This window comes from Bacillus sp. FSL H8-0492 (assembly GCF_038006145.1).
Lineage (GTDB): Bacteria > Bacillota > Bacilli > Bacillales > Bacillaceae_G > Bacillus_A > Bacillus_A mycoides.
The window spans coordinates 3,368,814-3,382,802 of record NZ_JBBOUP010000001.1 but is presented as its reverse complement, the minus strand read 5'-3'; the positions used below and the strand labels follow the sequence as shown (position 1 = coordinate 3,382,802).

The following is a 13,989-nucleotide window of genomic DNA, read 5'->3' as shown; positions in this document are numbered from 1 at the left end:
AGGCAATCGGTCTTTGTATAGTTACAAAAAAAATAGCGGGTTATGTAGTGAAAAACGTTTGTTAATATTCACAATATTACGTTAACATATAGGTAACCTGTAAATCAATGTATAAACCAAAATATAGAAATAAAGAATTCGAAGGGTGAAGAATGAGAAATGGTTATATTAGGAGCAGTTGTAAATGGGATTTGTATTATATTTGGTACTTTACTTGGTAAATTATTTAGTGCGATTCCAGAAAGTATGAAGGGAACAATTATGCATGCAATTGGTTTAGCGGTTACTGTACTTGGACTTCAAATGGCATTAAAAAGTGAAAATTTTCTTGTTGTCATACTAAGTTTAGTTATTGGTACGGTAATCGGAGAATGGCTACAATTAGAAGAAAGGTTAAAACTGTTAGGGGATTGGCTAGAAAATAAAGTTGGATCGAAAGGGAAAGGGAGCATATCAGAAGGCTTTGTAACAGCCACGCTTATTTTTGCAATCGGAGCGATGGGGATACTTGGTGCATTGGACAGTGGGATTCGCGGAAATCATGATATTTTATTTACAAAGGCGATTATCGATGGATTCATTTCTATTATATTAACGACAACTCTAGGAATTGGCGTAGTATTTTCAGCGATTCCAGTGATTTTATATGAGGGAGGTATTGCAGTTTTTGCAACACAAATTAATAGTTTTGTTCCAAAAGAATTAATGAATCAATTTATAGTGGAAATGACGGCTACTGGCGGTATTATGATATTCGCAATCGGATTAAACTTACTTGGATTTATTAAAATTAAAGTGGCAAATTTACTTCCAGGCATATTAATGGTTGGAGTAATTGTTTCTATTATATACGGTTATGGTTTGATAATAAGTCATTAGGGGAAGGGATATAGATGATGGAATTCCAATTTACAAAACGTGCATATAAAATATTGGAGATTGCAGCAGAAGAGGCTGAGTGCAGTAAAGGTATTATCCATCCAGTTCATCTATTTATAGGAGCTTGTAAGGAAGGTACTGGAGTTTGCGCGGAGTTACATATGTATTTATTTCACACGGTGGGTATGGATTTTTTAGCAAAGATATCGTTACTCCAACAATATTATGCAAATGAAATAGAATACATAAATGTTGGGGAGTTTAAAGTTTCAAATAAGATGATAGAAGTTTTAAAAGTAGCGAAGAAACGGATGGAACGTTTTCAGCAAATAGTAATAAATGAAGGGCATGTTTTATATGCAATTTTTCAAGGGGATACAGTTATTGATAAGGTTATAAGTGAAAAGATGAAAAAAGATCTGTTGCAAATTACATCTGAACCAAGAGACTTGACGGTTGCATTAACAATATTTGATCCTATTTGTAATAGTTTAAGCTGTAATATTAGAAAAGCGATCTCTTCTGATTTTGAAAAGTTGGCACGTTTTGTTAAGGATGAATTTGGTGAGCGTTGGTTAAAATCTTTAGATTATGGATTTCGGACATATAAAGAAGGGTTACCTATTTTTATTGCTGAACAAGGAGGAGAAATCATTGGTTTCGCTTGTTACGATGTTGTGAGAGGAAAGAAAGGGTTGTTTGGCCCGATGGGTACAGCGAAACATAATCGTTTGAACGGTGTTGGGAAGACGTTATTGAATCATTGTTTATATAACATGAAGAAAAGCGGATATGAGTATGCAATTATAGGACAAGCAGGTCCGATTGAGTTTTACGAGCGATGCTGTAATGCACGTTTAATACCCATAGGAGATAATTAACTCTATCCCTTTGCAAAGAATGCAAAGGGATAGAGTTTTATTATGTATAAAGCAAATTACTAAACTTTTTCTAGAAAACGGTGTAGAATGGGTATCGAATGAAAGAAGGTGTGAAAATGGCCAGCTGGAAACGAAATTTAATGATTTGTTGGCTAGGTTGTTTTACCACTGCAGCCGGTATGAGTTTAGTAATTCCTTTTTTATCTTTTTATATTGAGGAATTAGGGGTGACCGGCACTTCTAGTATTGCACAGTGGTCGGGACTTGCATTTGGTGTGACATTTTTAATGGGTGCGATCGTATCACCAATATGGGGCAAGCTTGGTGATATACATGGTCGGAAATTGATGCTTATACGTGCGAGCCTTGGTATGGCGATAATTATGACGCTTATGGGGTTTGTGACAGATGTGTATCAATTAGTCGCACTTCGGTTTTTAATGGGATCGGTATCAGGTTTCCTTTCTACAGCGATGACACTTATTGCTGCAGAAACTCCGCAAGAACATTCAGGTTGGGCAATTTCTACAATCTCAACTGGAGGCGTGAGCGGTTCATTACTTGGGCCGATACTCGGAGGTTATTTGTCAGAGTTAATCGGAATGCGCCATGTTTTTCTAGTTACAGGAGCTTTCTTATTCCTGTCCTTTCTTATCGTCTTTTTCTTCTTACATGAGGAGAAACATTCTGCTAAAGAAAAAAAGGCACAGCCGAAAAAAGTATGGACGATGGTCCCTGCAAAACATTTAATAATAAGTTTATTTGTAGCAACGTTTATTATTCAGCTTGCAAATATGTCGATTCAACCTATTATTACGTTGTACGTAAAGCATTTGGCAGGACCAGGAACAGATCATATTGAAATGCTTGCAGGTGCAGTCATGTCTGCGACAGGATTAGCAGTTATTTTAGCAGCTCCTAAGCTAGGAAGATTATCAGATCATATTGGACCTCAAAAAACGTTAGTTGTAGCGTTGTTTGCTGCAGGAATTATTTTTATTCCGCAAGCATTTGTAACCTCAGCTTGGCAACTATTAATTCTTCGCTTTTTATTAGGTATTGCACAAGCAGGACTATTACCTTCCGTACAAACTCTACTAAAACAACATACGCCAACCCATGTAACGGGACGAATATTTGGATATAATCAATCGTTTCAGTTTTTAGGAAATATGATTGGGCCAGTACTTGGTGGACAAATTGCAGCTCATGCAGGCTTCCAATATGTTTTCTTCTCTACATCATCACTATTATTTATTGCGTGCATTTGGGTTTATTTTCATAGTAAGAACGAAGAGGTATCAGAGAAACGACATTTGGAAGTTAGTTAACTATGTGAATGAAAAACAGAAAAAGGATGAAGCAATATTGCTTCATCCTTTTTCATTAAAATTGAAGGCAAAGATAACTTAATGTACCAAGCTCGTAGCTACGGTGAATGACCGTACCGTCGTTCTCACCACTACCCATCGCGATAAATAGAGGAACAAAATGTTCCGCTCTTGGTACAGCTAATTGTGCATGAGGAGCATTTCTTTCCCAGTTAAACAATGCATCTTTATCGCTAGTATGCATATGATTTATAATCCAATCATCAAATTCAATCGCCCATTGTTCCGGAGTTGTTTCATTCCATTTTAATGCTCGTAAATTATGAACAGTAACTCCGCTACCGATTACTAAAATATCTTCTTGTCCAAGTCCTTGTAGTGCCTCTCCAATTTCAAATTGTTCTTTTGCAGGAAGGAATGGATTTACTGATATTTGTACGACAGGAATATTGGCTTCTGGGTACATACGATGCAGGAGTGTCCATGAGCCATGATCTAAACCTCTCGTCATATTATGATGGACTGGAATGCCTTTGTTTTTAAATTTTGTTTCTAGCATAGACGCAATGCTAGAAGAGCCTTTCGCATGATATTTGATTTCGTATAACTCAGGAGGAAAACCTCCAAAGTCATAAATTGTTTCATATACTTCATCTGAAGAGGAGATCGTTAATACTGCACTTTCCCAGTGAGCGGTAAAAATAACAATAGCTTTCGGTTTATATGTTTCTCCAAGTGTCTTTAAAAAGCGTGTATAGTCTGTATCTTGAATAGCAAGCATAGGTGATCCGTGTGCTAAAAATAGTGAGGGCATCATGATTAAAACCTCCTAAAAATATATTAATTACTTTATGTAAGTAACTATATAATTTTATTTTAAATTCGTCAAGATAATAGTTTAATATGTAATCGGAAAAATAGATCATTTGTCATAATGAAAGCAATTGAATATAATACATAATAAGAATAATGAATGTTTATTCATTATAAAAAAAGATATACATAATAGATTTGGAGGCTGTCGGAATGAGCATACAGGAAAATTTCGTTACGGCATTGGATAAATCGGAAATTTACTTGCGTAAATGGTTACCAGAAGGAAATCCGCGGGGAATTGTTCAAATTGCACATGGTATGACAGAACATGCAGGTGTTTATACAGAATTTATTGATGCTTTATTAGAAGCAGGATACGGTGTTTATGCTCATGATCATAAAGGGCATGGAAAAACAGTGAAAAGGGAAGAAGACTATGGTCATTTTGAACCAAATGTAGGTTGGAATCAGGCTGTGTCTGATGTTATCTTTGTTTCGGAAATGATAAAAGAAGAGCAGACATGCCCGTTATTTTTACTTGGACATAGTATGGGCTCTTTTTTATCAAGACGTGCTGTACAACTTAAAGGTGAATTATATGATGGATTCCTTATTTCAGGAACTGGTGGAAATCCAGGGCTTTTAGGAAGTATCGGTCATAAAGTAGCGACAATTGAGATGAAACTTCGCGGAAAGAAAACGAAAAGTCCGATGCTGAACTTCTTATCTTTCGGAAACTTCAACTCACACTTTAAGCCAAATCGTACGAAATTTGATTGGTTATCTTCAGATATTCATCAAGTTGATAAGTATATTGAGGATCCGTTATGTGGATTCATTTGCACGACTAGTTTTTACCGAGAATTGTTTCATGGAGTTCTAGAAGTAAATAAAATAGAAGAATACAAGAAGACACCAAAAAATCTTCCAATACATATATTCTCTGGTGATCGTGATCCTGTTGGGGATATGGGGAAAGGTGTAAAAGAAGTATACGAAAACTATAAAAAATGTGGTGTGAAAGATGTAACACTTCGTTTATATGAAAATGGTAGACATGAAATGTTCCATGAAGTGAATAGAGAAGATGTATTTCAAGATTTGATTTCATGGTTAGATGAGCATATTGTATAAGAAGAAACCTCACTTCATGCTGAAGTGAGGTTTTTTGAAAAATTGGAGGATTGATTATGAGTGAATTTGTAAATAAAGAATATGTAGAAATAGATTTTCAAGATGTCTGGATAAAAGACGAGGAATTGAAAAATTGTACCTTCATAAAATGCCGTTTTAGAGGGATAGATGCATCAGAAGTTTTTACTAAAAATTGTAATTTCATAGAATGTGATTTTACTGGTACTCTTTTTAATGCTTCTATCCATCAAGGAACTACGTTTGCTAATTGTAGGTTTTTTGGTGCGAATTTATTTGTATCTAAGTTTGAAGAATGTAAAATGACTGGTTCGGATTTCGAAGAGGCGAATTTAGACGGAATAACAATTATATCAGGCGATTGGTCATATACGAATTTAAGGTTTGCAAACTTAAGTAAACAAATGTTAAAGGGTAACTAACTGTTACGATTTATTTAACCAATTATAACTAAAGTTAATTAAATATATCAGTAAGCCCTGCTAGTCAAGTGATTGGCTAGTAGTGAGGGTTAACTGCGGGCAATCCCTAAAGCTGATTGAACTACAACGTGGCTAGAAATGGTGAGCGTGAATGTTGCGAAAGCAGAAAAAATCAATCAGATCGTGCAAGGTTAAAACCTAAACACTAGAACAATGGGTCTTCCGCCTCGAATCATCTAAGTCAAAATTGATAAGATGAACGTTCAACGACTATCTCGTATAACTGACGAGAGTACACCACAAGCCTATGGTGGTGGAAAAATCCTCTATCTCTAAGTAGATAAACATATAGTCTGCGCTCATGTGAAAACATGAGAAGTTCATAAGAGAACTGGCTAAGGAATTGCGCCCTTAGTTGAACGAGATAAATTTAATTAAATCTATCAAGTCTCATTGAATCTACCGAATCTATGCATTATGGTAAATGCAATGAGGTGAGAATAATAATGAAATTTTTACGAGTTAGTCAGGTATCGGAATTAACAGGTTTGTATCCTAGTAGTCTTAGGAGAATGCTGATGGAACACGCTACTATTCAGAAGAATCAATCTTTCATTATCTAAAAGGTGAGTGCCCAAATAATCGCACAGTAAAGGAGTTAAATTCTGATGATATTGGCGAAGAAAGTCAGACTGATTCCAACGCCTGAACAAGAAAAAGTGCTGAGAAACCATGCTGGTGCTTCAAGATTTGCTTATAACTATTGTAAAAGAATGAGTGATAGATACTATAAGCTATTTGGAAAATCTGTTTCACAGCTAGCTTTACAGAAACGATTTACAAAGATCAAGAAGCGAAAGCGATATGAGTGGTTACATGACATCAACGCACAAGTTCCCAAACAGGCTTCAAAAGATTTTGATAAGGCGAGGAAAAATTCGTTCGAAAAGTACAAAAATGGTTATCACACTTCTTATAAATCTAAAAAAGATTTAATTCAAGGATTTTATGCCAATTATGAAAGACTGATTATAGGAAAGAAAGTAGTTGATATTCAGTCTATTGGAGAAGTGAAAACAAGCCAACAACTACCAAGAAACAAAAAACCATCCAATCCAAGAGTTACATTTGATGGTCGTCACTGGTGGATTAGTGTAGGGTTCCAAGAAGACTTTGAATCACAAGAACTAACAAATGAGTCGATTGGTGTGGATGTTGGTTTAAAAGAGCTGTTTGTAGCTTCTAATGGTATGAAAGAACGAAATATAAACAAAGATGCCAAGGTTAAAAAACTTTTGAAAAGGAAAAAGTCAGCACAAAGAGATATGTCTAGGAGATTTAAAAAAGGTGTAAAAATTCAATCTGCCGGATATGAAAAAGCTAAAACTGAGCACCTTCGGTTATCTAGGAAAATTACGAATATCCGAAATAACCATATCCATCAAGCAACAGCTAAATTGGTGAAAACCAAACCAATGAGAATTGTTGTGGAAGACTTACCTATCTCAAACCTGTTAAAAAACAAAAAACTATCGAAAGCATTTTCCTTTCAAAAATTAAACTTCTTCTTTCAATGTTTGTCATACAAGTGCGAGAAGTATGGCATTGCATATGTAAAAGCTGATAAATGGTTCGCCTCAAGCAAGATTTGCTCAAGTTGTGGAGTAAAATACGACCATTCAGTTCAACTAGAAGGACAGTGGAGTTTAAAGATTCGTGAATGGGACTGTGTTGGGTGCAATAGCCATCACGATAGGGATGTAAATGCTGCGATAAATTTATCAAGATGGGTAAAATAAATGCTTGATAATAGGAGGTAACGATACTGCCTCGTGTGGAGTGTTATACCCCTCGTCCCTTCGGGGTTGCGAGAACACGATGAAGCACTAACTTGTGTAAATTTGATTGAATTGTATAGATTTAGTTAAGTTTATCGTATCGGTATTCGTTTAATTGAAGCTGACCTATATGAATGTAATTTAGAAAAAGCAGATTTGCGTGAAGCGGATTTAACGGGCGCACAATTAGGTAAGGTGAAACTTAGTGGGGCGGATTTAAGAGGAGCTGTAGTTGATAGAGTTGATTTTAAAGCTTTTGATTTAAAAAACGTGAAATTAGATATAGCGCAGGCGGTTGCAGTCGCGAGATGTTATGGAGCAAAGGTGAATTAAATCATTTGTAACACCGTTCAATATATTGAACGGTGTTACAAATAGTAATGATTTTTAAAAATTGCCTTTTACCGCTTTTATAATATGATGTGTGAAATTGCTAATGTCAGGAGATGCTGAATATGGATAGCATAAAGATTAAACAACTATATGAAGCATTAAGACAATCTTGGTCAATAGAAACGAGTTCTAAGTGGACGAGCGAAAGCCCAGCAAAGGGACAATGTGGTGTAACCGCCCTTATTGTCCAAGAATTGTGCGGGGGAGAGATAATAAAGACGAAGATAGGTGAAGTATGGCATTTCTACAATAAAGTAGATGGGAAAAGGTATGATTTTACTAGGACCCAATTTCATGAAACATTAAACTATATGGACATGAAGTCGAGCCGTGAAGAAGCATTTGCAGATACAAATGAAAAACAATATAGTATTTTGAAGGAAAAGACAACGAAAGAATTAAAATTATCTTTTGACTCTTAATCTTCAATAAGTTACTATAATGGTGGTAACTAATTAAAGGGAACTTCATAGAGTTGAAAGGGGAAATACTTTTGAAAACAACTTATGTAAACGCTACAATTGCAACGATGAATGAACAAAATGAAGTGATAGAAAATGGATATATCATTGTAGAAAATGATCAAATTATAGATATAAATAGCGGAGAATTCGCTAACGATTTTGAAGTAGATGAAGTAATTGACATGAAAGGAAAGTGGGTTTTACCAGGGCTTGTCAATACACATACACATGTTGTTATGAGCCTTTTGAGAGGTATCGGAGATGATATGTTATTGCAGCCATGGCTTGAGACGAGAATTTGGCCACTTGAAAGTCAGTTTACGCCAGAGCTTGCGGTCGCTAGCACGGAATTAGGATTACTTGAAATGGTGAAAAGTGGTACAACATCATTCTCTGATATGTTTAATCCTATTGGAGTAGACCAAGATGCAATTATGGAAACGGTATCAAGGAGTGGAATGCGTGCTGCTGTTTCAAGAACTTTATTTAGCTTCGGAACGAAAGACGATGAAAAGAAAGCAATTGAAGAAGCTGAGAAATATGTGAAGCGTTACTATAACGAAAGTGGTATGTTAACTACGATGGTTGCACCACATAGTCCATATACATGTTCCACAGAACTGTTAGAAGAGTGTGCTCGTATTGCAGTAGAAAATCAAACGATGGTTCATATTCATCTTTCTGAAACAGAGCGTGAAGTACGTGATATTGAAGCACAGTATGGGAAGCGTCCAGTAGAATATGCAGCAAGTTGTGGATTGTTTAAACGCCCAACAGTTATTGCGCACGGTGTAGTATTAAATGAAAATGAGCGTGCATTTTTAGCAGAATATGATGTTCGAGTAGCTCATAACCCAAATAGTAATTTAAAACTAGGTTCTGGTATAGCGAATGTAAAAGCGATGCTAGAAGCAGGGATTAAAGTAGGGATTGCAACAGATAGTGTTGCGTCTAATAATAATTTAGATATGTTTGAAGAAATGCGCATTGCAACATTATTACAAAAAGGTATTCATCAAGATGCAACAGCGTTACCAGTTGAAACAGCTCTTACACTTGCGACTAAAGGAGCTGCTGAAGTAATCGGGATGAAACAAACGGGCTCACTTGAGGTTGGAAAGTGTGCTGATTTTATTACGATTGACCCATCTAATAAGCCGCATTTACAACCAGCAGATGAAGTGTTATCACATCTTGTGTATGCAGCTAGTGGAAAAGATATAAGCGATGTAATTATTAATGGTAAACGTGTCGTTTGGAATGGTGAATGTAAAACATTAGATGAAGAGCGTATTATATTTGAAGCAAGTCGTTATAAACGAGGTTTACAAAGATAGGTATTTCAGGCTGTGGAGAAAGTCTTCTCCACAGTCTATTTTTGTGCCTTTCCCTTTTTTTCGTCAGTGTTGACACATAAAAAGAAGTTGTTTCGTGGTTGTAATGAAAATGGGCAAAGAATAGGTATAAGTACCCCCCTTTTTTTATATTACGTGGTAAATTAATCGAAATAAGGTTAATTAAGGAGAATGATGAAATGCTGATTTTTGCTCCGATTGGATTGGGTGTAATTGTAGGTGCAATTGCAATATTGTTAACTGTTTTTTTTAGAAAACAGACAGATTCTAGGGTAATAAAAAATGTTCCAGGTATTGTAGGGACATTCGCTGCATTGTATCTGTTTTATAAAGGTTTTTTTGAAGTGAGAGGGTTTGAAGGTGCAGCTTATGGTGTTATCTCCATAACGCTAATTATATTTTCCTTAATTTCAATAACAATAGCGAATAAGGGGAAAGGCGCAGTAAATTAAATATGAAGATACCTGCCTTTTTATACGATTCAACATCATTTTTGTGGTCAGGAAGATATTCAGCATAATAAATAAACATAAGGATGTCCTGTTTTTTTTGTAATTTAGTCGGAATTTCAAAGACAAATTAATATTTTAGTAACGATTTCTTCTGAACTTCTTTTCATGTGTTAACACTGATAAAAAAAGAGAGATTTCTTAGGATGGTGCTTTAAAAATCATTGTGACGAACGTGTATCTGTTTCTGTAGAAGAGTTAGTTCCGAAAGAACATTTCCTTCATACAATTGAGGCAACAATTAGTTTTGATTTTATTAAGGAAAAGCTATCCTTTTTTAAAAGGATAGCTTTTTTTCTTGAACGAATAAATATTCAAAAGAATGTCGCATCTTTCTATTGGTATTTCTGCTACAATATGGGCTGTATTAGGAGATAGGATAGTATTACATCACTAAATTATGCAGACATTCCTTATTGGAAAGTGATTAGTAATGCTAATAATATAATTACTATGGTATTTCGGGGTTTCGTATAGCAGTGTGGGAAGGACACGACCAGCCAATGTGTACAAGATATGCAAACATGACCGATGACGCAGATAGCATTACTGTTTTCGGAGGTACAAATGATTACGGGAATACGGTTACACTGGGAACAATAAACAGTGTAGATACAGGTGCTTTTTACGGAGCATTGAACGTCCTGTGTGCAGGTTAAAAAGTAAAGTTGGCTTCAAAGGCATCGCCAAAAAGGTGGTGCTTTTTCTTTTGAGTGGAGTGGAAACCCAATTAGGTACAGCACTTGGAGGTAATAGTGCTATTGGTGAAGCGACAATTTTTTATCGGAAATGAGTTGCTTTCACTTTTAGAAAACGCTGGTCGTATGGGAATTCCGCTACCTTCAGCACTAACGAATGCAGTTGAAATTTTAGGTGGCAAGAGCAATAAGACAAGTTCTGAATATGATAATAAGAAAGGAGATGTTGAATAATGACACGTTATAGTTTACACGGAGGGCACAACAGTATTGTACAAGGGGCTAATTCCGGAAATCGAAAAGAGCATATTATGGACCGTCAGGTGAAAGATGCGGTGGCAGCTAAGTTAAGAGCTTTAGGACACAGTCTATGATGATACAGACGAAGTAGGAAGCACTCAAGCGCAAAATTTAAATAATATCGTTCGTAATAGTAATTCCCATAATGTGGATTTGGTTGTTTCTTTTCATCTTAATTCAAGTGATGGGAATGGGCAGGGTGTGGAAGTTCTGTATTATGATCAGAAAGAGCTGGCGGCTAAAATCTCAGCTCAACTAGCAAAAGATATTGGATGGCGTGATCGTGGTGCGAAACAACGTACTGATTTAGCCGTATTGAATGGAACTAAAGCACCAGCTATTCTTATCGAATTAGGATTCATCGATAACGAATCCGACATGGCTAAATGGAATGTTGATAAAATCGCAAATTCTATCGTATATGCTCTAACGGGACAAACTGTTGGGGATGGTGGAGGAAACGGCGGTTCTAATGGTGGATATCAATATGTTAAGTCTGGTGAATTCGGGACAAACTATCTAAATGAAGCGATTCAAGCTATGGTTGAACGAGGAACAAAGGGAAAAGTTGTTGTTAATCCATTAACAGGTCTTGCTTATATCCAAACTGAGGTATTGCCTAATTCAGAACTAGATAAAATCACTTGGTGGATGGATACTCGACCAGGTGGTAAGTGGTGGTATGAATATATTAAAGTGAATTAATAATTTTTTAACAAAAGAATAGTTTGGTGCCAAAAAATAAAAGTCGTTAATTACGGCTTTTATTTTTATTTTTGAGGATGAGCTATCTCCATTCTCTTTTATTCTTTTTTCGTGTTCTTTCTTTATTTCATCTGGAATGATGATTTCAATGTTATCACGTATTTTTTATATTCCTGATGTGAAATTTCGTGACGAAGAAGGGATACTTCATGGAGTCGAAGTAGATCGGTCACAGAAAATGAAAGTGAATGAAGAGAAGTTAAAAAAGTATGAAGAGTTCACACAAATATATAAGCAGAAATATAACGGGAAGATGCCAGTCATGAATTTCTTTACAGTCACAAAATACAGCGGGGAAAACTGGAAGAGTTAGCAGTTAAGTATGATGTGTTTGTGAAAGTGTATGTAATAGAAGAAATATAAAAAGCGTTAACAATTTTGCAAACGAACTTGCTAACACCTATACGAAATAGACATAAAATATCGCTGATATGTCGCTAAATAAAATGAGAATAATTAACCACTAATAATGAATAATGGTTTATTATAATGGGAGTAACAAAATATAACGTTTTATAATATTTTATACTTAAGGAGAACAACTCATGAAGCGAAAAAAGAGCCATTTAATGGTAATGGCACTTGTTACATCTTTATTTTTAACAGCTTGTAATAATAAAGCGAATAAAAGTGAAACAGAGGCAAAAAAACAAGTATTAAATGTAACAGTATCAGAAGAAATTCCTTCTCTTGATACTACAAAAACGATGGATGGTACGTCAGCACACGTAATGCAAAACATATTTGAAGGATTGTATGTATTAGATGATCAAGATCAGCCTATTCCAGCAGTAGCAAAATCGTTTAAAAGAAGTGAAGATGGTAAAAAATATACATTTGATTTGCGTAAAGATGCAAAATGGTCAAATGGAGACAGTGTGACAGCAAATGATTTTATGTTTGCATGGAAACGTGCAATTAATTCTGAAACAGCGTCTCAATATGCGTACATGCTCTTTTACGTGAAAAATGCGAAAGAGATAAATAAGGGAACAATGCCTCTTGATGAACTTGGGGTTAAAGTTATAAATGATTATAAGTTAGAAGTGGAACTAGAACAGCCAATTCCTTATTTTTTACAGTTGTTAGCGTTACCTATATACTTACCACAGCACGAATCATTTTTAAAAGAACAAGGAAAGAATTATGCATTGGAACCTAGTAATCCCATATATAACGGTCCATTTGTATTAGAGAAGTGGAAGCATGAACAAGAATTTCAATTAAAGAAAAATGATACATATTGGGATAAAAAGAAAGTGAAATTAGAAGCAATAAACTTTCAAATTGTAAAAGATACAATGACGGTTGTTAATTTATACGAAGCTGGTGATTTGGATCGAGTGCCTATTAATTCTCAATTTGTAGACAAGTATAAAGGCAGTAAGGAATTACATATGTCGAGCGATCCTGGGATTGCTATGCTTCGTTTTAATGAAAAAAATAAAGCGTTAGCAAATAAAAAGGTACGTCAATCTATTTCATTAGCGTTAAATAAAGATGATTTCGTCGCTCACTTTATTAATAACGGAGCAAAACCTGCAAGTGGGCTTGTACCAGCTGGGCATATAAATGAAGAGACTGGTAAAGATTTTAGAAAAGAAAACGGAGATCTTTCTCCATATGATTTGCAAAATGCGAAAAAGATTTGGGAAGAAGCAAAAAAAGAACTTGGAGTAGAACAAATAAAACTCGAGTTTTTAACGTTTGAACAAGATAACGCAAAACGTATGGCGGAATATATAAAAGGTGACTTAGAAAAGAATTTGCAAGGATTAACGATACAAATTAAACAACAGCCATTTAAGCAAAAATTACAGTTAGAACAAACAGGAGATTACGAAATATCTATGTCAAATTGGGGGCCGGACTATAAAGACCCAATTAGTTATTTAGAACTATTTACGACGGGTAATCCGAATAATAAAATGAGTTACTCTAATTCTCGTTACGATGAATTAATAAAGAAAGCGAAAAATGATTTTGTACTAGATCCGGAGAAACGATGGGAAGCGTTGGTAGAAGCTGAGCAGGTCTTATTAGAAGACGCTGCTGTGGCACCGCTGTATCATATTGGCTCAGCTTATGTACAAAAGGATTATGTAAAAGGAATTGAAAAACATCAATTTGGTGGTGTTTATACTTATAAGAATGCTTATATCGCTAATGAATAAATACAAAAAACC

Annotated in this window: 12 protein-coding genes and 5 pseudogenes; 16 read left to right on the top strand and 1 reads right to left on the bottom strand. The window is 35.3% G+C overall.

Translation table 11 applies throughout. The annotated features are described in order from the left end of the window. The first annotated feature begins 159 nt into the window (after positions 1 to 159). From MHH66_RS17305 to MHH66_RS17295, 3 genes are all read left to right on the top strand, one after another. Complete coding sequence (locus MHH66_RS17305) at positions 160 to 879, top strand: DUF554 domain-containing protein (RefSeq protein ID WP_000236011.1); 720 nt, start codon at positions 160 to 162, stop codon at positions 877 to 879. Positions 880 to 893: 14 nt separating this feature from the next. Further along, positions 894 to 1,760, top strand: a complete 867-nt coding sequence (locus MHH66_RS17300) for a GNAT family N-acetyltransferase (protein ID WP_078184315.1) — start codon at positions 894 to 896, stop codon at positions 1,758 to 1,760. Between the two features lie 116 nt (positions 1,761 to 1,876). Beyond that, on the top strand, positions 1,877 to 3,091 hold the full coding sequence (locus MHH66_RS17295) for a multidrug efflux MFS transporter (RefSeq protein ID WP_002086285.1): 1,215 nt from the start codon (positions 1,877 to 1,879) through the stop codon (positions 3,089 to 3,091). 55 nt (positions 3,092 to 3,146) lie between these two features. Here MHH66_RS17295 and MHH66_RS17290 read toward each other — a convergent pair whose 3' ends face one another. Beyond that, positions 3,147 to 3,908 carry a DODA-type extradiol aromatic ring-opening family dioxygenase gene (locus MHH66_RS17290; RefSeq protein ID WP_078184316.1) on the bottom strand — a complete coding sequence of 254 codons (762 nt, stop codon included), beginning with the start codon at positions 3,906 to 3,908 and terminating at the stop codon, positions 3,147 to 3,149. A gap of 209 nt (positions 3,909 to 4,117) precedes the next feature. Between MHH66_RS17290 and MHH66_RS17285 the strand changes: the two genes are divergently transcribed. The 13 genes and pseudogenes from MHH66_RS17285 to MHH66_RS17230 all read left to right on the top strand — a co-directional run bounded on the left by MHH66_RS17285 (position 4,118) and on the right by MHH66_RS17230 (position 13,977). Beyond that, positions 4,118 to 5,041 (top strand): alpha/beta fold hydrolase, encoded by a 924-nt coding sequence (locus MHH66_RS17285; protein WP_078184317.1) that lies wholly within the window; start codon positions 4,118 to 4,120, stop codon positions 5,039 to 5,041. Positions 5,042 to 5,097: 56 nt separating this feature from the next. Beyond that, a pseudogene (locus tag MHH66_RS17280) lies at positions 5,098 to 5,475 on the top strand (pentapeptide repeat-containing protein); the annotation flags it as partial. Positions 5,476 to 6,149: 674 nt separating this feature from the next. Next, positions 6,150 to 7,280, top strand: coding sequence for an RNA-guided endonuclease InsQ/TnpB family protein (locus MHH66_RS17275; RefSeq protein ID WP_340867041.1), 1,131 nt, complete (start codon positions 6,150 to 6,152; stop codon positions 7,278 to 7,280). A gap of 141 nt (positions 7,281 to 7,421) precedes the next feature. Then, positions 7,422 to 7,652, top strand: a pseudogene (locus MHH66_RS17270) (pentapeptide repeat-containing protein); the annotation flags it as partial. 122 nt (positions 7,653 to 7,774) lie between these two features. After that, on the top strand, positions 7,775 to 8,134 hold the full coding sequence (locus tag MHH66_RS17265; protein ID WP_044440475.1) for a YunG family protein: 360 nt from the start codon (positions 7,775 to 7,777) through the stop codon (positions 8,132 to 8,134). A 53-nt stretch (positions 8,135 to 8,187) separates the two neighbouring features. Continuing rightward, a complete protein-coding gene (locus tag MHH66_RS17260; protein WP_002135629.1) occupies positions 8,188 to 9,513 on the top strand; it encodes a bifunctional S-methyl-5'-thioadenosine deaminase/S-adenosylhomocysteine deaminase in 1,326 nt (441 codons plus the stop codon). A 197-nt stretch (positions 9,514 to 9,710) separates the two neighbouring features. Then, positions 9,711 to 9,983: a hypothetical protein gene (locus MHH66_RS17255; protein WP_078185675.1), complete on the top strand. Its 273-nt coding sequence runs from the start codon at positions 9,711 to 9,713 to the stop codon at positions 9,981 to 9,983. 560 nt (positions 9,984 to 10,543) lie between these two features. Then, positions 10,544 to 10,699, top strand: coding sequence for a hypothetical protein (locus MHH66_RS17250; protein WP_165689476.1), 156 nt, complete (start codon positions 10,544 to 10,546; stop codon positions 10,697 to 10,699). Then, positions 10,696 to 10,972, top strand: a pseudogene (locus tag MHH66_RS17245) (phage holin family protein); the annotation flags it as partial. The gene MHH66_RS17250 and the pseudogene MHH66_RS17245, both read left to right, overlap by 4 nt. Further along, positions 10,972 to 11,479 (top strand): annotated as a pseudogene (locus MHH66_RS17240) (N-acetylmuramoyl-L-alanine amidase); the annotation flags it as partial. The pseudogenes MHH66_RS17245 and MHH66_RS17240, both read left to right, overlap by 1 nt. Before the next feature lie 99 nt (positions 11,480 to 11,578). Next, positions 11,579 to 11,743: an N-acetylmuramoyl-L-alanine amidase C-terminal domain-containing protein gene (locus MHH66_RS28640; protein WP_369811979.1), complete on the top strand. Its 165-nt coding sequence runs from the start codon at positions 11,579 to 11,581 to the stop codon at positions 11,741 to 11,743. A gap of 169 nt (positions 11,744 to 11,912) precedes the next feature. After that, positions 11,913 to 12,166 (top strand): annotated as a pseudogene (locus tag MHH66_RS17235) (replication-relaxation family protein); the annotation flags it as partial. Between the two features lie 182 nt (positions 12,167 to 12,348). Continuing rightward, a complete protein-coding gene (locus tag MHH66_RS17230; protein ID WP_078185673.1) occupies positions 12,349 to 13,977 on the top strand; it encodes a peptide ABC transporter substrate-binding protein in 1,629 nt (542 codons plus the stop codon). The last annotated feature ends 12 nt before the right edge of the window (positions 13,978 to 13,989 follow it).